The 24,515-nt window shown below is 45.5% G+C and carries 24 protein-coding genes and 1 riboswitch; of the genes, 18 read left to right on the top strand and 6 right to left on the bottom strand.

The genetic code is table 11. The annotated features are described in order from the left end of the window. The first annotated feature begins 153 nt into the window (after positions 1-153). Positions 154-618 (top strand): hypothetical protein, encoded by a 465-nt coding sequence (locus BAZ21_RS12415; protein WP_068500696.1) that lies wholly within the window; start codon positions 154-156, stop codon positions 616-618. 6 nt (positions 619-624) lie between these two features. Here the strand turns inward: BAZ21_RS12415 and BAZ21_RS28485 are convergent, their stop codons facing one another. Then, on the bottom strand, positions 625-807 hold the full coding sequence (locus tag BAZ21_RS28485; RefSeq protein WP_218061423.1) for a hypothetical protein: 183 nt from the start codon (positions 805-807) through the stop codon (positions 625-627). Between the two features lie 272 nt (positions 808-1,079). Here BAZ21_RS28485 and BAZ21_RS12410 point away from each other — a divergent pair, with 272 nt between their 5' ends. Both BAZ21_RS12410 and BAZ21_RS28975 read left to right on the top strand, forming a co-directional pair. Beyond that, positions 1,080-1,454, top strand: a complete 375-nt coding sequence (locus BAZ21_RS12410; RefSeq protein WP_068500691.1) for a hypothetical protein — start codon at positions 1,080-1,082, stop codon at positions 1,452-1,454. Positions 1,455-1,476: 22 nt separating this feature from the next. After that, positions 1,477-1,644: a hypothetical protein gene (locus tag BAZ21_RS28975; RefSeq protein WP_176718147.1), complete on the top strand. Its 168-nt coding sequence runs from the start codon at positions 1,477-1,479 to the stop codon at positions 1,642-1,644. 11 nt (positions 1,645-1,655) lie between these two features. Here BAZ21_RS28975 and BAZ21_RS12405 read toward each other — a convergent pair whose 3' ends face one another. Then, positions 1,656-1,967, bottom strand: a complete 312-nt coding sequence (locus tag BAZ21_RS12405; protein ID WP_068500689.1) for a hypothetical protein — start codon at positions 1,965-1,967, stop codon at positions 1,656-1,658. 865 nt (positions 1,968-2,832) lie between these two features. Between BAZ21_RS12405 and BAZ21_RS12400 the strand changes: the two genes are divergently transcribed. From BAZ21_RS12400 to BAZ21_RS12375, 5 genes are all read left to right on the top strand, one after another. After that, positions 2,833-5,079 carry a glycoside hydrolase domain-containing protein gene (locus BAZ21_RS12400; RefSeq protein ID WP_084011613.1) on the top strand — a complete coding sequence of 749 codons (2,247 nt, stop codon included), beginning with the start codon at positions 2,833-2,835 and terminating at the stop codon, positions 5,077-5,079. Between the two features lie 754 nt (positions 5,080-5,833). Then, entirely contained in the window at positions 5,834-7,912 is a 2,079-nt protein-coding gene (locus BAZ21_RS12390; protein ID WP_068500679.1) for a peptidoglycan D,D-transpeptidase FtsI family protein, read from the top strand. 82 nt (positions 7,913-7,994) lie between these two features. Continuing rightward, positions 7,995-8,747 (top strand): Cof-type HAD-IIB family hydrolase, encoded by a 753-nt coding sequence (locus tag BAZ21_RS12385; protein ID WP_068500676.1) that lies wholly within the window; start codon positions 7,995-7,997, stop codon positions 8,745-8,747. A 61-nt stretch (positions 8,748-8,808) separates the two neighbouring features. Next, positions 8,809-9,288: a DUF456 domain-containing protein gene (locus BAZ21_RS12380; RefSeq protein ID WP_068500674.1), complete on the top strand. Its 480-nt coding sequence runs from the start codon at positions 8,809-8,811 to the stop codon at positions 9,286-9,288. Positions 9,289-9,419: 131 nt separating this feature from the next. Then, positions 9,420-11,054, top strand: a complete 1,635-nt coding sequence (locus tag BAZ21_RS12375; protein ID WP_068500961.1) for a putative polysaccharide biosynthesis protein — start codon at positions 9,420-9,422, stop codon at positions 11,052-11,054. A gap of 26 nt (positions 11,055-11,080) precedes the next feature. Here the strand turns inward: BAZ21_RS12375 and BAZ21_RS12370 are convergent, their stop codons facing one another. After that, positions 11,081-12,370, bottom strand: coding sequence for a DUF2515 family protein (locus tag BAZ21_RS12370; protein ID WP_068500670.1), 1,290 nt, complete (start codon positions 12,368-12,370; stop codon positions 11,081-11,083). A 151-nt stretch (positions 12,371-12,521) separates the two neighbouring features. Here BAZ21_RS12370 and BAZ21_RS12365 point away from each other — a divergent pair, with 151 nt between their 5' ends. The 8 genes from BAZ21_RS12365 (at position 12,522) to BAZ21_RS12330 (ending at position 20,551) form a co-directional block, all read left to right on the top strand. After that, positions 12,522-12,866: a thioredoxin family protein gene (locus BAZ21_RS12365; protein WP_068500668.1), complete on the top strand. Its 345-nt coding sequence runs from the start codon at positions 12,522-12,524 to the stop codon at positions 12,864-12,866. Between the two features lie 217 nt (positions 12,867-13,083). Beyond that, positions 13,084-14,016, top strand: coding sequence for a COX15/CtaA family protein (locus BAZ21_RS12360; RefSeq protein ID WP_068500664.1), 933 nt, complete (start codon positions 13,084-13,086; stop codon positions 14,014-14,016). A gap of 130 nt (positions 14,017-14,146) precedes the next feature. Then, positions 14,147-15,913, top strand: coding sequence for a UbiD family decarboxylase (locus tag BAZ21_RS12355; protein ID WP_068500657.1), 1,767 nt, complete (start codon positions 14,147-14,149; stop codon positions 15,911-15,913). Positions 15,914-15,964: 51 nt separating this feature from the next. Beyond that, positions 15,965-16,684: a Cthe_2314 family HEPN domain-containing protein gene (locus BAZ21_RS12350; protein ID WP_068500653.1), complete on the top strand. Its 720-nt coding sequence runs from the start codon at positions 15,965-15,967 to the stop codon at positions 16,682-16,684. A gap of 130 nt (positions 16,685-16,814) precedes the next feature. Next, a riboswitch (SAM riboswitch) is annotated at positions 16,815-16,954 on the top strand. 89 nt (positions 16,955-17,043) lie between these two features. After that, positions 17,044-18,066 carry a methionine ABC transporter ATP-binding protein gene (locus BAZ21_RS12345; protein ID WP_068500651.1) on the top strand — a complete coding sequence of 341 codons (1,023 nt, stop codon included), beginning with the start codon at positions 17,044-17,046 and terminating at the stop codon, positions 18,064-18,066. Then, positions 18,063-18,731, top strand: coding sequence for a methionine ABC transporter permease (locus BAZ21_RS12340; RefSeq protein WP_010346659.1), 669 nt, complete (start codon positions 18,063-18,065; stop codon positions 18,729-18,731). Before BAZ21_RS12345 ends, BAZ21_RS12340 begins: the two co-directional genes overlap by 4 nt. Before the next feature lie 74 nt (positions 18,732-18,805). Further along, positions 18,806-19,648, top strand: a complete 843-nt coding sequence (locus BAZ21_RS12335; RefSeq protein ID WP_068500648.1) for a MetQ/NlpA family ABC transporter substrate-binding protein — start codon at positions 18,806-18,808, stop codon at positions 19,646-19,648. Positions 19,649-19,786: 138 nt separating this feature from the next. Next, complete coding sequence (locus tag BAZ21_RS12330; RefSeq protein WP_068500646.1) at positions 19,787-20,551, top strand: SDR family oxidoreductase; 765 nt, start codon at positions 19,787-19,789, stop codon at positions 20,549-20,551. Positions 20,552-20,641: 90 nt separating this feature from the next. Here BAZ21_RS12330 and BAZ21_RS12325 read toward each other — a convergent pair whose 3' ends face one another. Further along, complete coding sequence (locus BAZ21_RS12325) at positions 20,642-20,887, bottom strand: NifU family protein (protein ID WP_013311836.1); 246 nt, start codon at positions 20,885-20,887, stop codon at positions 20,642-20,644. Positions 20,888-20,974: 87 nt separating this feature from the next. Between BAZ21_RS12325 and BAZ21_RS12320 the strand changes: the two genes are divergently transcribed. Beyond that, entirely contained in the window at positions 20,975-21,232 is a 258-nt protein-coding gene (locus BAZ21_RS12320) for a YuzB family protein (RefSeq protein ID WP_068500643.1), read from the top strand. 60 nt (positions 21,233-21,292) lie between these two features. Here the strand turns inward: BAZ21_RS12320 and BAZ21_RS12315 are convergent, their stop codons facing one another. Next, positions 21,293-22,360, bottom strand: coding sequence for an NAD(P)/FAD-dependent oxidoreductase (locus BAZ21_RS12315; protein ID WP_068500638.1), 1,068 nt, complete (start codon positions 22,358-22,360; stop codon positions 21,293-21,295). Positions 22,361-22,579: 219 nt separating this feature from the next. Continuing rightward, a complete protein-coding gene (gene mqnE / locus BAZ21_RS12310) occupies positions 22,580-23,686 on the bottom strand; it encodes an aminofutalosine synthase MqnE (protein ID WP_068500632.1) in 1,107 nt (368 codons plus the stop codon). Positions 23,687-24,062: 376 nt separating this feature from the next. On the opposite strand from mqnE, the gene BAZ21_RS12305 reads away from it, so the two are divergent. After that, complete coding sequence (locus tag BAZ21_RS12305; RefSeq protein WP_007431955.1) at positions 24,063-24,422, top strand: HesB/IscA family protein; 360 nt, start codon at positions 24,063-24,065, stop codon at positions 24,420-24,422. Positions 24,423-24,515: the final 93 nt, after the last annotated feature.

Here is a 24,515-nt window from a genome sequence, read left to right as displayed (position 1 = left end):
GATCTCTTTGGAGCGAAAATGCATATTTAGTGATTAATAGAAAAAGACATTGAAATGATAATATTAACAGAAAATGATATATATACATAAATTCTTTTTGAGGCATTGAGTTGTAAAATCAAGTTGCAGTTAAATAAACAAGGAGGTTTTTATATGCTAGATAAAAAAGTGAAAGTCTCGGGAGTGGCGTGTCTCTTATTTTTAGCAATTACATCTTCAGCTTATGCGGATGCTTCTGTAACATCTTCAACCTATGCAGAGACATCTGTAACATCTGATGCTTATTCTAAAGTTCCTACACAAGAAAATCACTTAATACATACAATGGGAACTACGAAATCGTATAGTTGGAACGAAAGATCTGCTCCGATTTATTGTAACGGGAAAATAACAGTGCATACTTTTCCAAATACTCAAGGCGGGGATTACGCGCTTAGTGTTGCAGTTTACAAAGTAGGAGATACTACGTCTCATGGTCCATGGACGACTTACACTTTACAAAATGGTTCAAAATATAATAATAACGTTACTCTCAGTGGTCTTTATGGTTACTTTGAAGTAAGTGTTACTCCGGGTTCAGATAATGCAAAAGGAACCTTTTATGTAGATTATCATTGACAGATTTCATGGATTTTTAATTCCATAAAATATTTTTTTAACCAATTTAGTGGTGTGGAAATATGTTGTTTTAAATACTAAAATAATGTGCATTAGTAATATCCCCACAGTTAACAACGGGAAAAATTTTGAACGTTGCTGACTGGAGGGGATATTTTTGATTTTTTTAAACTTATTTTCATCACGCATAACGCAAATCGGTTCTTCATGTCTACCTTTTAGTTTAGTTATCACGTCCTGCTTTCTCTGACCAATCTAAGATAAATCTTCTGGTATCCTCATTGTATGGAATATTACTTTCTTCGTTCTCCCTCCTTTTTGGTGTTTCTTAATCAAATATTTTTTTTAAGAAGGATCAAGATATTCTATTTAGATATATTTTTATAAAATATTGCGTAACATAACGAAACAAAATATACTATAACTAACAAATCTTAATCTTTAGCAAAAGGAGTATAAGTATGAAATACAATATCAATCTATTTGGAAATAATTTTGATTGTGAACTGCATGTACAAGATAATAACTTGTCCATTGTATTGGATGAGGACAATCAAAAGGCGATAAAATCATATTTATCCAGAGTACTTAAGAAATACACGGAAGTGAATACATCTGAGGAAAATTCCTTAGAATTATTGGTCACTAAAGCTGTCCAAGTTGAGAAAAATATGGGTGGCCGAATGTCAGAGCCAAAGCTTAAATTGCCATATGAATTTGCACCAGAGACGAAAGAAAAGCTCATTGAATGTGCGAATTTACAGGAAACTTCGGCAACCCAGTTGTTAATTCGCTTAATTGATCAGAAGTATCATGAAGTAATGAATAACAACTAAGGGGAATGTGGAGGAAAAAAACATGGCTTATGGGAATAAAGTTAAGTTTCATTATGATGTGCCGGCATATATTAAGAAGGAGTTAGCAGAGGCTGCCAAGAAGCTGGGGATTACCGCTACTGAGTTGCTTACTAGAATTATAGAAGAGGAATATCAAAGAGTAAAAGGTACAGCGCAGGACTCTAAATGAGTCCTGCTTCTCTATGCTTTAAACAGTCTGGTAAAACAATTATGTAGGTAAATGCTCTCGGTGATAGAAAAAGAATGATAGCGATACTGGTCGTTATTTTTTTCGACCTGATCCATATAAAAAAGGTGCATGTTCCAATAATCCTCTTTGGCATTAGTTGTTACTAGAAGTAAGCTAAAAAGCTCAGGTTCATCCAGAACTTCCAAGACAATTTTGGAATCTGTATGCTCAGTATTAACGATTTCAAGGACATGTGAAGAAAGCGGAGAATCTGGAAGGTTTTGAAGTGAAATAAGGCTTTCCTTGAGTGAAATATAGTTCATTCTCAGTTATATCTCTCCTTCTACATAGTTTTACATGCTATAAGTATTTATTTCACTTACTAAGTTAATTATATACGAACGTATGTTTGTTATCAACGGATTATTTACTATATAAAGGGCTAACAAAATAAATAGCAAGTTTACTTTCAAAAGTGTCTCTTCACAATCGGTCTAAAAGCGATTGATACGCTAACCAAGCTCATATAACGGTTTATACCAATGATCTGTAGATTTCGGTTTCAAAACCTGTTAAACCTGAATTCTGCTTCTTCTTGAGGAGTAGTGGATTTAGTGAGAAGTAGTAATTTGATTAAACGTTGTTGTTGCTTATTTTCTTCTGTGAAAAATCATTTGAAATCACTGTAACGGATTGTTTATAATGTAATTTTTAGTTCAAAAAACAGCAGGATGCCTAAAAAACTGGTTTATGGGAGCTATTCTATAAGTTGTGTGAAGTTGGTTACCTTGTTAAGCCAGCTTGCCAAAGAGAATGATGTAGTCCTCTTACATTATAAGATGTTCTTGAGCACATATTATCAAATCACAAGTATTTTTTTTGATTTCGTGATACATGCTTTTTTCTTACCATGACGGGAAGCGGCTTTTCAAAACCACATAGAAAGTTTGGTTTTTCTGAAGGGTGCTGGCCCGAGTAATATTTTATATTGCGTATCATTACGTTACATTATATAATATTCAATAACAATGTTGTCTTAGTAGAAAATAGTGCAGGGATACACCATTTTCTACTATTATCCCTAGGCCAATGAGCAGTAATTGGTTTCGTAACATTGTGTACTACTTTTTTTGATGTTGTTATTTCAATTATTAGAAACGATATTTAATAAGAAAAGAGGTTATCATTATGGATGAAATGGTATTGAAAGTTCAGCAATGGGTTAACAAAACTTATCAAGGTAGATCTGGATTTAATTCAATTACAGAAGACGGACGTACAGGGCGAGGTACAATCAGAGCTTTAATTTGGGGACTGCAAATCGAATTAGGAATTTCATCTCCGACAGGAAGCTTTGGTCCTGCCACTGCTTCGCTTTGTCCTACGCTTTCTGTTAACTCTGATTCAACAAACGGCTCAGTCTCCAATCAAATAAGAATTCTTCAAGGAGCTTTATTTTGTAAGGGGTATAATCCTGGGGGATTTACTGGCACCTTTGGCAATGGCACGAAAACTGCAATATCAAAATTGCAATCAGATGCTGGATTAGCTGTTCCAGATGGAATTGCAACACCTATGATTTTTAAGGCGCTATTAAACATGGATGCATTTGTTAACATAGGAGATCCAAAGATTAGAGAAATTCAACAAAGACTTAACAGAGATTACTATCGAACTCTCTTTGAACCACTAGGATTAATTCCTTGCGACGGGATATATGCACGTTCAACAAATAAAGCATTAATTTACGCATTACAAGTTGAGGAAGGGATACCCGAACCCAATGGCTCGTTTGGTCCTTCCACAACTTCACTATGTCCAACATTATCTCTTGGAAGCACACAAACCAAGTTTGTATCACTACTGCAATACGCACTATATTTTAATGAGTACGATCCAGGTCGTTTTGATGGAGTTTTTGATCAAGGTGTCAAAACTGCAGTAACTAATTTTCAAAAATTTACTAAACTGACTGCTGATGGTGCTGCTGGAAAGCAAACATGGGCATCTTTACTAGTAAGTACAGGTGATAAAAACCGGAAAGGGACCGCTTGCGACTGCATCACAACTATTACTCCTGCTAGGGCTCAGACTCTTAAGAACAATGGATATACCACAGTTGGTCGTTATATTGTTGAAACCTCAAAACTTTCAAAGAAAATTAAAGAAGGAGAGCTAGATACAATCTTTGCAGCTGGGCTCTCAGTTTTCCCAATTTTTCAATACTCGGCCAATTCTTTGAGCTATTTTAGTGCAACTCAGGGTGCAATCGATGCAAGACGAGCACTAGTGGCAGCTAACAATTATGGTTTTGAACCTGGAACCATCATCTATTTTGCCGTTGACTATGACGCAGTAGATGGAGAAGTCACCAGTCACCTTCTTCCTCATTTCCAAGCTCTCCATAATAAAATGGAGGGACTTGGGGGGAAATACCGCATTGGTATTTATGGACCAAGGAATGTATGTAGTCGCGTATCTAAAGCAGGGTATGCTGTTACTAGCTTTGTTAGCGATATGTCTACAGGATTTAGCGGAAACCTCGGGTATAATCTTCCTGCAAATTGGGCTTTCGATCAAATTTCTACCATTAAAATTGGGACAGAGGACGGAGCTATCGAGATTGACAACAATATTCAATCAGGCCGGGATATGGGCGTTAAAAAAGTGTCAGTTCCAACATCTATTCCCCTAGATGATTCTTACTTCTTGGCTGAATACAGAGACGCAATGACTGAAGCACAAATAAAGTTAGCTGATGAACAATTAACAGCTGTACAAAAGGCAAAATCACTTCGGAGTCCAGCTAAGGCTTTGTCAATAGTATTAGAGCACGATAGTTTAATTACGAATTTGAGTCGTATTTATAGTATAAGAAAGGCTTTGATACAATGTGTATTAATGAGAGAGTTATGTACTGAAGGCGCGGATGATACTGTGGCTGATGGATTGGTGATTCAATATTATGGCTATAAAAAAAGTTATGAAGCGTGGGATGCTTTGCCCACCGCTGTTAAAATTATTACTCCAGCACCGACTCCTCCACTAGTTATAAAGGAAGATGCTAGCACCGGTCTAGGCCAGATATTCGCAGCAACTGCCATTGATTCCATTAACTTTGCTGTAGGGATTGGTATAGTTACTGATCGAGTCTATGACATAGACAATTGGAAGGATATGGACTATATTTGGGATAAGCTTCATACTGATAATAACTTTAATGTGAGCACTTGTGCTTTAGTACTGATTAGGGCTGCAAATAAAGTTGGATTAAGTAGGGATTATTACGAATTTGGAGAAGCTGAAACCAAAAGTGTTATCACAAGATATAATGGTACGGGTGATTCAGCAGTGAATTACGGCAACCTCGTTTATCAAACCTATTTACTTTTTGAGAAATATAACAAAATTATTCGGGAACAGGCTGTAGAATAACTGGAAGGGAGACAAATGAACAAAATATATTTATATCTGAGTTTTCTTATTCATGTTATTTTGGCATTATTGCTACCTTATCAAATCATAATGGTGTCTACTTGTATTTATTATATTGGATTTTTTATGGGTAAATATTCGGCTCCTGACCTCATTGGGGAAGAAAATCTCTTTGTAATAATTCTAATCATAACGCTGTTATTTGTCTCTATGAGCGCTTTTCTATTAATTTTCAGTTACGTCACATTGTTTAAAAAGGCGGGAGTCAAAAAAAGCATCTTTTGTATAGCTAATTTAACGATTTTTTTGTTTGTTTATTTCATTAACCCAGTCAATCTCAAGTAATTGTTTATTTTAGTTTACCGCTGTTCAGATGAGTTTTAAATTGTCCTCTTCAAGTAATAGCCACTCAAAGAAGTCCATACGGTTTTATGTGGATGGAGCGAGCTTGAAGGGGATATTTTTACAACTAAAAAAAGGGAAAATGTTTGGCACGTAAAATATTTGATGCATATGACGAGGTATACGGGCTAGATGGTACCCCAAAAAAGCCGCAGACATCGAAGTAAGGACTTGAATTCTTTTGTGGGCTTCTCTTAGCCATTGTGCTAAGGGAAGTTTTTTTGTTATTCTTATATAATTTCTTACAAAATTGTCATCTCCAATTTCATCGTTATTTACATGAATTATGGTAGGATCAGGAATATGAGACCAAAATGTGAGATCGAGTAGAAAGGAGTAATGACCAGCCAGTATGAACAAAAGTGGTTTGGATAAAAAATTTTCATTTAAAAAGAAAAACAATGAAGAGAACGAAGAGACACAAAAAAAGCGGACGACCTTGCGAACGAACCTTGTTTTTTTCAGTGCTTTTGTGCTGTTTGCCCTTATCATTACCAGACTGGCTGTACTGCAGTTTGTGCAATCCGAGGAGTTGAAGGGGCTACAGCAGTCTGTAAATACCAAAAATGTCCCGCTAGCTCCCAGTCGTGGGACGATTTATGACTCTACGGGTACGGTCAAGCTGGCGTATTCGACTCCGGTACAATCTCTGTATGTGACCTTGTCACAGGATTATAGCAAGCGTGCAGAGAAAGGCCGTAAGCCTGGGGAAAAGCTGCTTCCTGAACTGAATGCTTTTGCTGATAAGCTTGCTGCCAAATTAAATAAATTGGGATATCAAGAGGGGGAGAAGCTTGATGCAGCTGAAATTAAGAAGCGTCTGGACCCGGACTATAGCCAATATAGGGGCTTTACCCCCCGTCTGATCAAATCTGATCTAAGCCGGGAGGAAATCGCATATTTTCTGGAGCACAAAAAGGAATTTCCCGGTGTGGAGATCGTAGAAGAGAGCGTCCGTCACTATGACCCGGATCGGGTAGCGGTGCAAGCGATTGGATATATGTACAAGTTCAAAGGTGCCCGTACGAACCGGCCCAAATATAAAGAGCTTTTCCAAGCCAATTCGGAGGTTCTAAGACCGGAACAAGTTTACCTGGAAAGTGAAACGGTCGGATATGATGGCTTGGAGCTACAGTATCAGGACGAGCTGAGAGGAAAAAACGGCTATAAAACGGTGGAAGTCAATCCGCGCAGCATGCCGGAGGGCGTAGAATCCATTACCCCTCCGAAAAAAGGACATCATCTCTATTCCACCATCAACAAGGAAATTCAGCAAAAAACCGAGCAAGCTATTATGGATCAGCTTCACTGGCTTCATACTCATACGGTATCCGGGAAGCTCCACCAAGATGCCACTACGGGCTTTGCTGTAGCGATGGAGGTCGAGACAGGAAATGTCGTAGCGATGGCCAGTATGCCGGATTATGACCCTAATGTATGGAAGAACGGAGGTACATCGCCATCGGTATATGACGAAATTCAGCACAAAATGGGGAATGGAACGATTAAATCTGTACCGAGTGGAAAGTCGGGTCCGCACCCGGAGTCCTCCGTGCTGCTGGGTTCAACCATTAAACCCCTCACGGTGCTGATCGGGTTGAAGGAAAACTTGTTTTCACCCGGACAAACTTATTTGGATACAGGGAGCGCATATTATGGTAAAAACCAATCCAGCCGGGTCGGTAATTCGAGTGGGCACGTGTATGGTAGTTTGACCCCTAGCAAAGCCATAGAATTCTCATCCAATACGTTCATGGTGGATATGATTGGCAAGCCGCTGTATACCAAGTACGGAAGTAATACAGGAGTGCATCAGGGTATTGATGTTTGGGACAAGTATATGAAGGAATTCGGATTAGGCGTGCCGACTGAAGTAGATTTGCCGGGGGAATGGGCGGGCAGACTTGAGTATATGAGCAAGCAGGAAAGTGCGCTGACGCGATTGGTGCAGGCGTCCTTCGGTCAACAAGGGAAATACACGACGATGCAGCTGGCACAGTATACGACTGTACTGGCAACAAAGGGCAAGCGTATGCAGCCACATTTGGTCAGTAAGATTGTAGATGATCAAGGGAATCTCGTGCGTGAATGGAAGCCGAAGGTGCTGAATGAGGTCGCTTTTTCAGAAACGTATTGGAATACGGTCATTCACGGCATGGCTACGGATGTTAAAGCATTTAACGGATTTCCGTATGATTATGCCCGGAAAACAGGGACTTCTGAGCAGATAGTGGGACGTGCGGTTAAAGATAACGGGGTGTTCATCGCTTTTGCACCGCGGCAAAATCCGAAGCTGGCCGTAGCTGTCATTATTCCCGAAGGGGGCTTTGGCGCGACGAGCGCAGGACCGGTGGCGCGTAAAATATTTGATGCATATGACGAGGTATACGGACTGGATAGTATCCCAAAAAAGCCGCAGACATCGAAGTAAGGGCTTGAATTTTTTTGTGGGCTTCTCTTTTTCATGGTAAAATGTCGTTGGACATATGGGACATACAGGAGGAAGAGAAACCATGGGAGAGAAACATTATAAATACAAACTGCTTGCGCTCGATATGGATGGAACTCTGCTGAACGATAATCATGAGATTACCCTGGATACGATTAACTGGATTAACAAGGCGATTCAGGAGGGGATTCATGTATGCTTGTCTACTGGACGAGCGGCGATGCATGCTCTGCCCTATGGTCAGCAGCTCGGCTTGGATACACCGATGGTAACGGTAAACGGCGGTGAGGTATGGAAATCACCTCATGAGCTGTGGCGCCGTTATTTGCTTGATCGGGAGCTTGTTCGTAAGATGCACCAGATTGCTGTAGAAACAGACTCCTGGTTTTGGGCTTACTCAACGGAGGAATTATATAACAGGGACCGTTGGCCAGATACATTAGACACACAGGAATGGCTCAAATTCGGTTATAATACGGAAAATGACGAAATTCGCCATCAAATCTTGCTCAAGCTTCAGGATATGGGAGGACTTGAAATTTCCAACTCCTCGATGACGAATCTGGAAATTAACCCGGCTGGCATATCAAAAGCTAGTGGAATCGCTGAAGTGTGCGATCTGCTGGGAATTACCATGGAACAGGTGGTCGCAGTTGGCGACAGTCTGAATGACCTGGCTGTTATTCAAGCGGCCGGACTGGGTGTAGCGATGGGCAATGCTCAGGACACGGTGAAAGAAGCGGCTGATCTGGTCGTGGCCTCCAACAATGACGACGGCATCGCAGAAGTGATCCGCAATTATATACTTGTTGAATAGAACGTTTTAATAGAACGCATGAGGCTGCATACAGGATGAATGGACAAGAAGGAGGAGGCCCATGGACGTTATAGGCTGGATTGTTATTGTCGTGCTGTTCATTGTTGGCATGGCCGGGGCGGTATATCCCGTATTGCCGGGGGCGCTCGCCATCTATTTTGCTTTTTTTGTATACGGTTGGTTTTTCTCGTTTGCTTCATATAATGCATTGTTTTGGATTATACAAACACTCATCGTCGTTGCGCTTTTTGTTGCGGACTATGCTGTTAATGCGTGGGGAGTCAAGCGATTTGGCGGCTCGCGTCTGTCGGCGACCCTCAGCACGGTCGGGATTATTATTGGTCCCTTCGTTATTCCGGCATTCGGCCTGATTCTGGGACCATTTATCGGCGCTGTGCTGGGTGAGCTGATAGGCAAAGCCCCGCTGGATCGAGCCATAAAAGTGGGCTTCGGCTCCGTATTGGGACTGTTTACCAGTACCGTAATGAAAGTGATTTTGCAGCTTGCTATGATTATAGTATTCTTGATTTGGGTGTTATAACGGATAGCTCGTTATTATGATTTGCAGAGACAGAATCGACATGCGGCTCCGCACCGGTGATGGCTCAGGCCATGACTGTTTTTGCGGAGCTTTTGCATGCATGTGAACAGCAAGAAAGAAGGGAACGCATTTTGTCCAATAAAGAAACATTCCTTAAAGGCACGCTTATTTTAGCCGCTGCCGCCCTGGTGGCCAGAGTGCTTGGTCTGGTGCAGCGTGTTCCATTGGAGCATTTGCTCGGTTCCGTGGGGAACGCCTCGTTTACCATTGCGAACAACGCATATTTGATGCTGCTCACAGTGGCTACAGCCGGCATTCCTAGCACATTAAGCAAAATGGTGTCAGAACGCTATGCGCTGGATCGACCTGCGGAAGCGCGACGGGTGTATCATGCAGCATTGCTATTCGCGGCCGCGGCGGGCATTATCATCACAGTGGTGCTGTATTTTGGAGCGCCTTATTTTGCAGAGCATGTAGCAGGGGTTCCGCAGTCCGCTTTGGCTATTCAGGCTTTGGCACCAGCCTTGCTGCTGTTTCCTGCCATTGCCATGATGCGCGGGTACTTTCAAGGTCGGGGTAATATGACCGCAGGCGGTATATCACAAATTGTGGAGCAGGTTGCACGGGTGGCGACCGCTATTTTACTCGCTTTTATTATTTTGAAGCTAGGTTATGGAGACCGTGAGATTGCGGCCGGGGCATCCTTTGGGGGTGTCATGGGAAGTATTGGCGCTCTGGCGGTCATGCTGTACTATACAGTGAAATTGCGTCGTCAGGATCGCCGGGATCGGCAAGAGCAATTCCAGGAGGAAAGCTCTCCGCTGCCGATGATGCGCATTTACAAAGACATTTTTACGCTGTCCATCCCGATTGTATTGTCGTCCCTGACCGTTCCGGCGGTCAATTTTATTGATACGTCGATTGTGGTGAGATTGCTGTCCGGCCAGATTGGACTGGATATGGCTACTACCCAATTGGGTTACCTAGGGTCTCGGGCGCAAAGTGTGGCGGGGATTCCGCCGATTTTGGCCATTGCGCTCAGCCAATCGCTCATCCCTATCATTTCGGCGGCTTTTGCCCGCAAGGATGAACGCCATTTGCAAAATCAGATGACGCTGGCCTTGCGTATCTCGATTTTGACTGGAATGCCAATTGTACTGGCTTTATGTGTAACCGCCTATTCCATTAATGGCTTACTGTTCAGCTCGCTTGGTGGCAGCGGGATTATCGCCGTTTTGACACTCGGAACGATATTCCAGATTACGATGATGACGTCCAACTCGATTTTGATCGGTATGGGCAAGCCGCGTATTTCAATGGTTAATGTTATGATTGGTATCGTGGTTAAATTTGTGGCAAGCTGGCTGCTGGCTGGCTGGCTTGGAATTTACGGCATCATTGGCGCGACCGGATTATGTTTCCTCGTGATTACACTGTTGAATTTGCGTGTACTCAAAGGGATCGTTTCCTTCTCCATCATGGGCCGTCGCTGGGCAGGCTTTTTGACCGCAGTCGTAGTCTCTGGAGCTATCGGATACGGTGTAAATGAAGCTTGCATTCTACTGGTGCATCTGATACCTGCACGCGTAGCCTTCTTCATCGCTTGCTGTATCGCTGGAGGGGTTGTACTGGTATGCTACCTGACCCTGCTGGTTGTGCTGGGCGTGCTTCGCAGGGACGAGCTGGGCAATTATCCGCGCATATTGCAAAAGATACTGCGTCCGCTGATGCGTCTTCAGCGTCAGTCTTCAGAACAACAAGGCTAAAGAAGCCTAGATAGCTTTCAGCTTTCTCAGTGGAAAGGCCGGAGGCTGGCATGGGTGTCGTGGGCCATGGCTGTTTTTTGGATGCCATGGCGATGCTCATGCCGCATCGCAAATAACAGCGGTCGTCTTGGCTCGCTCAGATGCCCGAGCGTGGAGCCGTCCTGAAACCAGTCGTAACGGGGAATTGGATCGTAAGCCGTATCCGACCAGACGGCGTTCAATTCCGGGCTGTACAGGCGTTGTCCCGGCGGCAGCCATTCATGTGCTAAAAGCGTTGCGCTCTCTTCCAGAGTGTGCAACGCTTTTTGTTCATACGAGGTGAACAGTCCGGGCCAATAGTCGCTGCGTGAACCGGTATGCGGCACGCTGGTAACGAAGGCTGACACTTGATCCAGCACCTGCTGGTGACCGAACAGCATGGCATAGAGACTTTTCCCAAAGCCGATTCGCTCGTCGAGATGACCAAAACGCTCCATCACCAATCCGGCGAGTCCACCATTCAGCCCAAGTGGAAATATAATCTGGTTGAGCTGAAGCCAATCATGCAAATAAAAGCCCGGCTTGTGCATCACAAACTTTTGAAAATACGGGTCCTTCACAACACGACCCTCAATATAGTTTTGTTCGTTAATAATGAGAGCGACGGTCAACAGAGAGCTATCCCGCCAAGCCCAGAAGCGCTCCCAAAAGGGTTTCATGAAAGGCGATACGTGAAAATAGGGTAATAAATGAAAGCAACTCCGGCCCAAATGGCGGCTGTGCATGTACAGTTGGAGCTGCGGATAAGCATCCTGAAAAATAAGAGCGTTACAGCGCTCCAGCAGCCGATATAGCCACTCCTTTTCCTGTTCGCTGAACAGGTCACCAATCAGACTGCCTTTGAGATCGGTCATATTGTAACCGCCGTTGCGGGAAACCAGATGAGCCAGCAGCGCCCAATGCAATTCCGGATAGCCGCGGTAGCATTCGAGGTAAGCGGCAGTCCGTGTGATGTTGCTGCGATTCTGCTGTGCGGTATCGTTCTTGATTCGCTCCAGCAGCTCACAGTCTATTTCACATAAAGGCATATTCAACGAAGAAGGCCTCGTAGCCGGTCCGTTCGTAAGCATGAGTGCTTCAGCTTCATCCATTGCAGCTTGTGCGGCTTGATAATCCCACGGCAGCTCACGTAATGGATAACGCAGCTTGCGGGATTCGGTCCAGGCTGCCCGTTTACCCTCCCAAGCTTCTTCCGCAACACGCGGAACAGAACCGAGTAGCTTTAGCCCTCCTTGAAGCTGTTTTGTGGCTGCATGCAACCATTCCGTGAGAGACATGTCTAGATAACCTCCTTTCGCAGTATTCAGATTCACTTCGTTATATGCTTTAGTATGCCCAAGATTTTACTCATCTTATCAAAAGCGCTTTTTGGCGTTACAATAGGATAAGTAAGTATTTTTACAACCGAAATTAGAGGAGGAATAATACATGCAAAAAATCGTCTCTCATGAAGACTTTAATAAGGCAATATCAACTCCCGGCGTAACGGTGGCCGTGTTTAAGGCGGACTGGTGTGGGGATTGCCATTTTATTGATCCATTTATGCCTGATGTGGAGCAACACTATGCAGACAAGCTTACATTAATTGAAATTGATGTAGAGCAGGCCGAAAGCGTCAGCCAAGAGCAGAATGTATTGGGTATTCCCAGCTTTATTGCTTACAGCGAAGGGCGAGAGCTGGTGCGTCTGGTAAACAAACTGCGCAAATCGCGCGAGGAAATCGAGCAATTTTTGGACCGGGCTGTAGAAGTACATGCTAATCTCGCAAAATAATGGATGCTGTACATGTATGATGGTTCCGAAGGGAATCCTTAATCATCAGGACAAATAGAAAGCCGCTTCCTGCCAAAGGAGGCGGTTTTCTTACGGACACGTTCACATTTTGTCAACAAAACGCGTATGTCAAGGAACAATATATCAGTTATAATTACTTTAAGTGATTATTTCACAACATATGAAGTGAATAAATATTATATTTGGAAGGATACGGGTGAGTTCTTTGAATAACAAAATCAGAATATTAAAGTGGCTGGCACTCGTAACATGTATTGTCATGTTTTTAGCTACCTTCGGTGGAGGCGTCGTGACACGGACGGATTCGGGTCTCGGCTGTGGACGGGAATTCCCGCTTTGTAACGGCAAGCTGGTTCCGGCACATACAATCGCATCCATTATTGAGTTCTCTCACCGCTCTGTTAGCGCTATGGCCGGGCTGCTTTCTGTCGCCTCCTTTGTCGGCTTTTTGCTGTTTATGAAGCATCGGAAGGATTTACAGTTATTCTCGCTGTTAACGCTCATGTTTGTCATCATACAGGGAGCGATGGGGGCGTTGGCTGTCGTCTTTTCCCAATCGGCTGCAGTGATGGGACTGCATTTTGGCTTTGCGCTTATCGCTTTTGCCAGTGCGACCATGATGACGCTGGGAGCCTGGCAGGAGCATGCGGATTCACGTCACACCCCACGTCTGATCCCTGGACCTGTCAGTCGAGGTTTTCGTAACTTTATATGGCTATCGACGATTTATACCTATATTGCCATCTATTCAGGGGCGTTGCTCAGTCACTCAGTCATCCAGAAGGTTGTAAATATCGGGGGCTTTATATCTCCGCTGCTGCTCCATCAGATTACAGCCGGTCTGCTGTTCGTCATTATTTTGGCCGTGGGTCACTACTCATACCGCTATCACCCGAAGCACCGGGATATACGTGTATTGGGTGTTGTTTCGGTATTGTTAATAGCACTTCAGGTCATTATTGGAATTAGCTTGCTGTACGTTACCAGACCTGAAATTTACATGTTTGTCGTGCTGGGACATATGCTGGTGATTGCATCGTTGTTCTCCATTTTGGCTTATCTGAGTTATCGTGTATGGCAATTGTCGCCGGATCGCAAGCTTGTTCCGACCCAAGCACAACGTACCTAAGCATTTCATAGATTATAGTAAAGCCGATATTTTGCCCAAGAGGGGTTCAAACACGTATAATAGCATATAAGAAACAAACCAGGCCCACGAGTTTCTCGAGGGCTTGATTTGCTTAGGAGGAGTCGTCCAGTTGATCTACCAGAATTTGCGCCAATTTATTGAAGCGCTGCGTAAAGAAAATCATCTTAAAATTATAGAAGCGCCTGTCGATCCTTATTTGGAGCTGGCCGAGATCCATCGGAGAGTCATTGAGGAAGAAGGACCGGCACTGCTGTTCACAAATGTAAAAGGAACCCCGTTTCCTGTAGCTAGTAATCTGTTTGGTACGAATCGACGTGTAGATATGGCTTTTGGTCCTCGTCCGGAGCAACTGATGGATGCGATTGTTGGAGCGACCAAAACCTTGCTTCCACCTACCCCCAAAGCTTTATGGAATGAACGTGGCCTGATTAAGGACATGCTAAAAGTAGGACTGAAAACGGTATCCCATAGCGAGGCTCCTGTATTAGGTGTTAGGCGGACAGATGCTCCGCTGGCTCCACTGCCTAGAGTGACGAGCTGGCATGAGGATGGGGGGCCGTTCATTACGCTTCCGCTCGTATATACCGAGAAGCCGGGGCATCCAAAGGATCATAACCTGGGGATGTACCGTATTCAGATTTATGATGATCAGACCACAGGAATTCACTGGCAAATTCATAAAGGCGGCGGCTTTCATTATCATGAAGCCGAGCTGCGCAATGAGCCATTGCCTACGACGATAATCATCGGTGGTCCGCCCGCTTTGATTGCATCCGCGATTGCTCCAGCGCCGGAGAACCTGCCTGAGCTGTTGCTCGCTTCGCTCATTATGGGAGGCAAGCTGCCAATGACAGAAGACCCGCTCGGTGGTCATCGCATTCCGGCAGAGGCCGAATTTGCGATCAGCGGTTATGTTCCGCCTCATGAACGCCGTCCGGAAGGACCGTTTGGCGATCATTTTGGCTACTATTCATTACAGCATGATTTCCCAGTATTTCATGTCAAGCATATGTATCACCGCAAGGATGCCATTTATCCGGCAACGATTGTAGGTAAACCACGCCAGGAGGATTACTATCTCGGTGAATTTTTACAGCGTCTGTTGTCGCCTGCCTATCCGCTTGTGATGCCTTCCGTCAAGTCATTGTGGGCTTATGCGGAAACGGGCGTACATGCGCTGGCAGCGGCCGTCGTGCGTGAAAGCTACTCTCGGGAAGCGCTGGTATCCGGCTTTACCATTCTGGGCCAAGGCCAATTGTCATTAACCAAATTCCTGATGCTGACAGACCGGGTCATTGATTTATCCGATTTTAACCTGCTGCTGGAAACGATTCTGGAGCGCTTCAATCCAGCAAGGGATTTGTTCATTTTCAATCATACGTCCCACGATACGCTCGATTATACGGGCCGCAAGCTGAATCATGGCAGTAAGGCGATCTTGATGGGTGTAGGCGAGCCAATACGTGAATTACCTCGTACCTATAAGGGAGGAGACCTGCCAGGTATTCGCCAAATTAAGCCGTATTGCGGAGGCTGCCTTGTTGTATCAGGGGCGACCTTTGAGCAAGAGCCTGAACTGGCGGCGCGTGTATTGGAACGTCTGTCTGCGGGTGAGCAAGAATGGCCGCTCGTCTTTATCGTGGATGATGCCACGGAAGTCGTTCGCTCACAAGCCTCGTTCTTGTGGACGGTATTTACGCGTTTTAACCCGGCTACAGATATGTATGCCGACAGCGAGGTGCGTTTGCATCATCTGAACTATAAGCTGCCGATTGTAGTGGATGCGCGTATGAAGCCGGGCTACCCGGATGAAGTGCTGCCGCGTGAGGATATTGTTAAGCTTGTGGATCAACGGTGGACGAGTTATTTCGCTTGACGCCCTAATGAATCGAACAACCGGATTTTACAGTCATAAGGAGGCGTGAGCATGATACGCAAGCTGCTGGGTGAGCCGCCACGTGTGAGCAAGGGCGTCCTGCTGGATGCCATGAATAGCATGTCAGACATGTTAAACCTGCTGGAGCGGCAAATTCAGGCCAGTGGTGATCCGACCCACGCTTTTCGTAAGGCGGATATTTTGACACGCGGTCTGATGTCCTCTCTGGATGAGCTGGAGCAGAGCCATCATGCTGCCGCCTTTTTCCGCATGAAAGTGAAGGCTGGATACGCAGAGGATATGAGCGAGGATGAAAAATCCGATTATGCATTGTATGTCTTCTTTTATAAGGATGGATTTGTGCGAGTATTTTCCATTCTGGATAAGCTGGGGAACTGGATGAATGATCTGTATGATTTAAAAACAGGGGAGTATAAGGCACATTATTCGTATTTTACCGTGTTGCGGCAGCTCAAGTATCTCAAAATGCATCCTGTATTGACCGATAACTTAAATGATATTAAGAACACATACACCGATGCCATCAATCGGCTGCGTAAGCGGCGAAATACGGAGATACACTATATGAATACAGAAATGCAGGATGATCTCTGGCAAAGGCATCGTGCTCTGTACGGCAAGATACAACTCGAAGATCTGGATCATCATCTGGAGGATTTGCAGCAGGGCTTGGAAATGGTGTGCCGATCACTGTCCCACGTTTTTTCTTATACGGTGAAACAATGGGGGAATCGGGCAGTGCGTCCATAATGATGTTAGAAAATATCCTTTGACAAAGCTATGTAAACTATCTATACTGGAACCTAGTTTCAGAAAAATGCTTGAATTATGATTTTAATATAAACTTAACGGACAGCTAAAGCTGGAGTTTAACATATTTTTCTTATCCAGAGAGGTGGAGGGACTGGCCCGATGAAGCCCGGCAACCCGTTCTTTCCCGGTATAATACACCGGGAGGGAACATGATGGTGCTAATTCCTACAAAACCGCTAGAGTTATAGCGGTTTTGACAGATGAGAAAAGGTTCGCATGGCGGGGCCCTTTTCATTCTGTGAAAGGGGCTCTTTTTGTATAAAAGGGGTAAGGAAAGTGAAGGGGGTCGCAGCACGTTGATAGAGCTTAAGCAGTTAACCAAGCATTATGGCAAAGGGAACCGACGCGTTAGTGCGCTGTCCGGGTTGAACCTTTCTATAGAACGTGGAGAAATATTTGGAGTTATTGGTCACTCCGGAGCGGGGAAAAGCACGCTAATCCGCTGTATTAATTTATTGGAACGGCCCACTTCAGGCGAAGTATGGGTAGACGGTGTAAACCTCACCACCGTGAGTCAAGCCCAGCTACAGAAGCAGCGCCGAAAAATCGGAATGATTTTTCAGCATTTTAATTTGTTATCGTCGGCGACGGTATATGACAATATCGCATTTCCGTTGCGTCTGGTGAACACGCCCAAGCAGGAGTTGAACAAGAAAGTACGAGAATTGCTGGAGCTGGTGGGTCTGGAAGAACACAGTGGAAAATATCCATCACAGCTCTCAGGAGGACAGAAGCAGCGTGTAGGCATTGCGCGGGCGCTTGCCAGTGATCCTCAAGTGTTACTGTGCGACGAGGCTACCTCGGCACTTGATCCACAGACCACAGGGTCGATTCTGAAATTGCTATTGGATATTAACCAGCGCTTTAATTTGACCATCGTACTGATCACGCATGAAATGCATGTCATTCAAAGCATATGTGATCGAGTTGGTGTGATTCATCAGGGTGACATTGTGGAGCAAGGTCCGGTGGCGGAAGTGTTCTTGAAGCCACAGCACCAGGTAACCAAGGACTTTATCCAACGGGAGTCTGAGCATGCCGAAGAGCTGCAAGCAGCAATTGCGGCCTCAGGTGGCGGTGAATCGGCGCAGGTGGTACGAATTTCCTTCTTGGGCAGCATAACATATGATGCGATTCTATCGCGTACGGTCCGTCATACCGGCGTTGATTTTGCGATTTTGCAGGGAACGATCTCCACCATCAAAAACGTACCGTATGGACAGCTCATCGTTCGTTTTGAAGGAAATCAGGAGGATATTGAGCATACGTTGCGCGAAGTGTCCGGGCAAGGACTTGATGTGGAGGTGATCGGACAATGAGCGAACTTGATTTTTCGCAAGTGAGTTGGGAAGAACTATGGAATTCTACGGTGGAGACCCTTCAGATGCTTGGGGCATCCGCGCTGTTCACCCTGATTATTGGCTTGCCGCTTGGCGTATTATTGTTCCTGGCGAGCCGCTCCTCGCTGACTTTGATGAAAGTGATATACATTGTACTATCATTCATCGTTAACATTTTGCGTTCCGTACCGTTTATCATTTTGATCGTTGCACTTATTCCTTTTACACGATCGTTGGTAGGCACCTCAACCGGGGTGCTGGGTACGATTCCGCCATTGGTGATCGGGGCTGCTCCTTTCTTCGCACGTCTTGTCGAAACGTCTCTGCGTGAAGTGGACAAGGGTGTCATTGAGGCCGCGCAAGCGATGGGCGCTTCAACTGGGCAAATCATCCGCCGGGTGCTGTTGCGTGAAGCACTGCCGGGACTGCTCGCTGCATTAACCATTACCGTCGTTACACTCGTATCCTATACGGCGATGTCCGGTATGATCGGGGGCGGTGGTCTGGGTACGCTGGCTATCAACTACGGTTACTACCGTTATGAAACGGCTGTCATGATCGTTGCCGTCGTGCTCATGGTCGTACTGGTACAACTGCTGCAAATGGCAGGGGACCGTCTGGTACGGCATTATACTCGAAAATAGGGAAACCATATAGATATCCTTATTGATCAGGCATCTGAATCCTGAACATTACAAACTATTGGAGGGGTAATAACATGAAGAAATGGGTATTGGCCGTATTAAGCTTGACATTAATTGCGGTGCTGGCTGCTTGCGGCACGAAGAGCACGACATCCGATGCATCAAAAACGACTGGAAATACAGGCGGCGCACCACGCGAAGTTGAGCTGAAAGTGGGCGCTTCCCCTGTGCCACATGCGGAAATTTTGGAAGCGATCAAGCCTCAGTTGGAAAAAGAGGGTATTCGTCTTCAAGTCGTTCAGTTCAACGATTATGTTCAACCCAACGTACAATTGTTCGACAAGCAGCTGGATGCTAACTTCTATCAACATGTACCTTACCTGAATGTGATGAACAAAGAGCGCAAAATGGATCTGGTATCTGTAGGCGCGGTTCATCTGGAGCCATTCGGCATCTACTCCCAAAAATATAAAAAGCTTGATGAAATTCCAGATGGCGCAACAGTAGCTATTCCGAACGATGCAACCAATGGAGGTCGTGCATTGCTGTTGTTAGCCAAACAAGGACTGATCAAGCTGAAAGACGAAAGCAACATCGAAGCTACAGTAAAAGATATTACTGAAAATAAGAAAAACCTGAAATTCAAAGAGCTGGAAGCGGCAATGCTGCCACGTCAGTTGCCTGAAGTGGACATTGCGCTGATCAACACGAATTATGCTCTGGAAGCGAAGCTGAACCCAACCAAAGATGCACTGGCATTGGAAGATAAGGATTCTCCATATGCTAACGTTTTGGTCGCACGTCCTGATAATAAAGATTCCGAAGCGATTCAAAAGCTGATCAAGGCTTTGCAATCCCCGGAAACTAAAAAATTCATTGAAGACAAATACCAAGGCGCGATCATCCCGGCATTTTAAGTAGGGAAGAAAACGCGTTGACTGAAACCCCAGATCTCTTGAACAAGAGGACTGGGGTTTTTTTGCCTGGAGTTGTAGGCGAAGCCTAAATATTTTATACTTGGGGTTGACCGTTCTCTGTGAAGAGGAGGAAAACTGTTGAGAGACAAAGTCGCACTCATAACCGGCAGTGCCAAAGGATTAGGCAAAATGACCGCTCTGCGTCTGGCTGATGAAGGCTGTGATATTGCGCTGAATTATGTGCATAGCCAAGCTGAAGCCGAAGAACTGAAGCGGGTGATCGAGTCTAAAGGAGTACGCTGCCTTTCTTTACAAGGAGATATCTCCATTCAAGAGGATATCATGAGGCTGATCGGCGAAGTCGAGGATCGGCTGGGCGGTGTAGATATTATGGTGAACAATGCCGGACCGTTCATCCGCGAGCGTCGTCTGTTTGCGGATTACAGTGTAGCCGAGATTCATGCCATGATACAGGGGAATCTGGTCGGCACCATGCTGCTGGATCATCTGGTATTGCCTCATATGCGGAGCCGGCAATGGGGACGTATTATTCATTTTGGCTTTGGTCATGCTGGAGAAGCGAGGGCTTGGCCGCATCGTGCTGTCTATGCAGCCGCCAAGGTCGGGCTGGTGTCTTTTACAAAGTCACTGGCTGTGGAGGAAGCACCATATGGCATTACGGTGAATATGATTTGTCCCGGGGATATTCGAGGAGCGAATAAGGAAATGTCTATTGCCGACGTCATCGGCTTGCAGGATAAAGAGACACCGCGTGGGCGTCCGGGAAGTGGAGAGGACATTGCGCGAGTGATCGCTTATTTGTGTGAGGAGCATTCGGATTTTATAACAGGCAATATTATGGATGTGTCGGGAGGGTTGGACCCGATTCGGCCCACCATTTAAGCGCTAGATTCCGGTAGACGCATCACATAAAAAAGAGTCTTGAGCTTCGTTACCGAAGTCAAGACTCTCCTGATCATTATGCAACAAGCATTAGAATACTTGTACCACTTCTTGGACGCCGTCGACTTCTTCGAGAAGAGCGCGTTCAATCCCTGCTTTCAGCGTGATAGTGGAGCTTGGGCAGCTACCGCAAGCGCCTACCAGTTTCAGCTTAACGATGCCGTCTTCAACGTCAACCAGCTCAACGTCGCCGCCATCGCGTTGCAGGAACGGACGGAGCTTATCCAGTACATCTGCTACTTCATCATACATTTGAACGCTTTGTGTTTCACTCATTAGAATTCAACTCCTTTCCTATACCTTATTTATTATATTACAAAGCGGGCCAAATTAAAATGCCCGTCATCCAAAGCAGGTGAAAAAATGTTAAGACCTATCATCGAATTTTGCACCAGCAATATGCATTTTGGCACCGATGGAATTATGTCCAGGCTGGAGCAAAATCCGGATTATGATGTAATCGAATACGGCTGCCTTAGCAATTGTGGTCAGTGCAACGCCGAACCCTATGCAATGGTTAACGGTGAGATTGTTTCTGCGGATTCAGCAGAGCTGCTGTATGAAGTGATTATAAACAAGATCAAGGAAGCCGAGGAATGGGATCAGCTTGATTTGGATTGAGAAACACAAGAAGACCTGCTCTGGAAAGCGGGTCTTCTTGTGTTTTATATAGCCAATCGGTCAGCCAAAATGGCGTTTGGACTTCCAGAGCACACCGCTTTTAAGCAGGCGAGGTACTCGTCCACGTAACGAGGTGCTGCCCATAAAGCCATAGCCGAAGCCCGCTTTCTTGCCCAGTGCGCCTAATGTGCCGCGCAGCTTCAGAGGATGGGGGTGAGGCGTTTGGCCCTTCCACAGGTCGCGTACAATGTGTGCGATCTGCTCCCCTTGCACCTCTGCCGCCTGGGCGCTTGGCGAATAAGGAAGACTGGCACAGTCCCCGACCACGTACACCTCGGGATGATCCGGTATTTGATAATATTCGTTGAGCACGATGCGGCCCTGAGGGTCTTTAGGAACAGCTAAATCCTGCACCATTTTTACCGGTTGAATCCCGGCTGTCCATACAACCGCATCCGTTACAATCTGCTCGTTATGATTGTGGATAGCGCCCGGTTCAATACGGCAAACCGCAGCATGATTCAGTACATGAACCTGATGCTCCTTGAACCAGGCATGTACATAGGCAGACAAACGTTGCGGAAATGCCGATAGCACCCGCTCGCCCCGATCCATAATGGTAATATTTAAATCCGAACGACTTTCACGCAGCTCCGCAGCAATTTCAACACCGCTCAGACCACCGCCTACAATATGAACATGCCCATAAGGCTTGATTTCATTCAAGCGCAGATACGTTTGACGGGTATGGTTAAAAGACTGGATCGTGCAGCTATACTCTTCAGCCCCCGGTGTATTGTGAAAGCGGTCCGTACAGCCTAGCGCAATCACAAGCTGATCATAGAGCAAAGGCTCGCCATCCTGAAAATGGACGATTTTATTCTCCAAATCCATCGAGGTGACTTCTCCGTATTTACGGATCAGGCGTTGCTCATTGGGAAAATGCACCCGCAAATCAAAATCAGATACCGTCCCCGCTGCGAGAGCGTAGTATTCTGTTTTCAAGCCTTGAAAGGGCATCCGGTCCACTAAAATAACTTGAACATCGTCAGGAATATGTTTGTCCAGCAATTCTTTGGCAATGGTAAGACCGCCGTAGCCGCCCCCCAGAATAACGAAATTTTTCATCAAAAATCCGCCGTCCTTTCGCTGCCGTGTCCCCGGCAAATGGTCTGGAGCCTTGTTATAATACCCGGAGTCCGGTCCGCCTGTGGCAGGCAGGGCCGGAGTATTCCGAGGCAGCTTGACGCTGCATGGTGTGAGTAATGGGGAAGAAATGCTCGCGGGAAATCTGAATCCAAAATGAATTTTTTTCGTCGTGTTTGTGGAGTTCGTCGAGAAACTCGATTAGTTGAAAACTTCGATTTCGTTATAGAAGGTGTCCCGTTCTACCGGGATACGTCCTGCACCTTTAACCAGCCAAATCAGCTCTTTACGGGTCAATCCGGCAGGGGTCAACGCACCTGCGGCATGGCTGATTTGCTCGCGCACAATCGTGCCATGGACGTCCGAGGCGCCGAACGTAAGCGCGACCTGTGTCAATTGCGGGCCAATATTAATGAAGTAAGCCTTGACATGATTGATATTGTCCAGCATCAGGCGGCTGATCGCAATGGTTTTGAGATCCTCATAAGCGGAATTACGGCGCATAATGCTGGCATTTTTGCTTTTTGGCTGCATGGACAATGGGATGAATACCATGAATCCGTTCGTTTCGTCCTGCAATTCACGAATTTGCAGCATATGTTCAATACGATCCTGGTACGTTTCGACCGAACCGTACAGCATGGTCGTATGAGTTTTCATACCGAGATTGTGAGCCGTGCGATGTACTTCGAGATAGCGATCCACGTTGGCTTTTGTGACACGCATTTTCTTCCGATATTCGTCGGACAAAATTTCCGCGCCACCGCCGGTCAGGGATTGAAGTCCAGCCTTTTGCAGCTCCTGAAGCACTTCCTTGATGCTCAAGCCGCTAATGCGTGTAAAAAAGTCAATTTCTGCCGCAGTATAGGCTTTCAGTGTAACGTGGGGATACTTTTCATTCAGCGCCTTCAATGAGTCTACATAGTATTGGAAAGGCACATGGTTATTATGACCGCCAACAATATGAAATTCTCTTACCCCAGGATGGATATGCTGCTCAACATAATCAATCATTTCCTGTCCTGACAATGTATAAGAGCCGTCCTCCCCCTGGTCCTTACGGAAATTGCAGAACGCGCAGCGCGCTTCGCATACATTAGTGAAGTACAGACTCATATTTTCAATAAAATAAACCTTTTTCCCATTTTTACGTAAATTAGCTTCGTTAGCCAACTGACCCAGTGTGAGGATATCGTCAGTTTCATATAAATATATACCGTCTTCAAGGTTCAAACGAATACCGTTCTGTACCTTTTCTACAATCTCCGCCATTCTGCGGTCTGTAAAAGGTGTAACTAATGTGGACATGCCCATTCCTCCTTCAAGTTGCTCTGTGCGAGGCTGTCCGCTATAATCAGCGGCCCAAGCGCTTGATGCACACAGGATGTCCCGTTCCGTCGGTGCGAACCCGGCAGCGCGGATGTAGGATATGTGAAAAATATTACAATGCCAGGCTACAACAATGACGGATGTCTTAAAACAACGCCATTTAATTGACAATTTTCCGACAGTTTCTTTTACACACTCTTCATCTATTATAAACCTCACCACACAGGTGATCAATACAAATGAGTGTAAAATCAGGTCTTTTAACCCGTAAGGCATGGACATTCCATGACTTGAGCACATGTCAATAGTGGAGTATACTGAAGGGGAACATGAAGTAAAAGAGGAGGATGGAGCCATGATTAATATCACCGATTCCGCTGCTGAACGCTTGAAGGAAATGCTGGAGCAGCAGGAAACGCCGAATATGTTTTTGCGTCTGGGTGTTACGCCAGGCGGTTGTACCGGATTTTCGTACGCCATGGGCTTTGACGACAATGAGACAGATCAGGATATATATATGAACGTACAGGATATGAAAGTTGTGGTGGAAAAGGAAAGCATCCGCTACCTGGACGGTCTGGAAATCGATTTTGAAGAGTCCGGAATGTCGGGCGGCTTCACGATTCATAATCCGAATGCCGTAGCTACATGTGGCTGTGGTTCAAGCTTCCGTACGCGTGATGATGCTGGGAAGCCAAGCGAAGAGCCTTGTTAATTCCGCGCTACGTCAACGTTTTGTCTTCCGATGATCTGTTCGGAGGCCGATACGGTAGCCTGGCGGAACAGGTGTTCGGGATTTCGGATTGTA

It is taken from the genome of Paenibacillus kribbensis, assembly GCF_001705305.1.
Taxonomy (GTDB): Bacteria; Bacillota; Bacilli; order Paenibacillales; family Paenibacillaceae; genus Paenibacillus; species Paenibacillus kribbensis_B.
The sequence above is the reverse complement of the archived record's forward strand: the minus strand, read 5'-3'. Positions and strand labels throughout refer to the sequence as shown.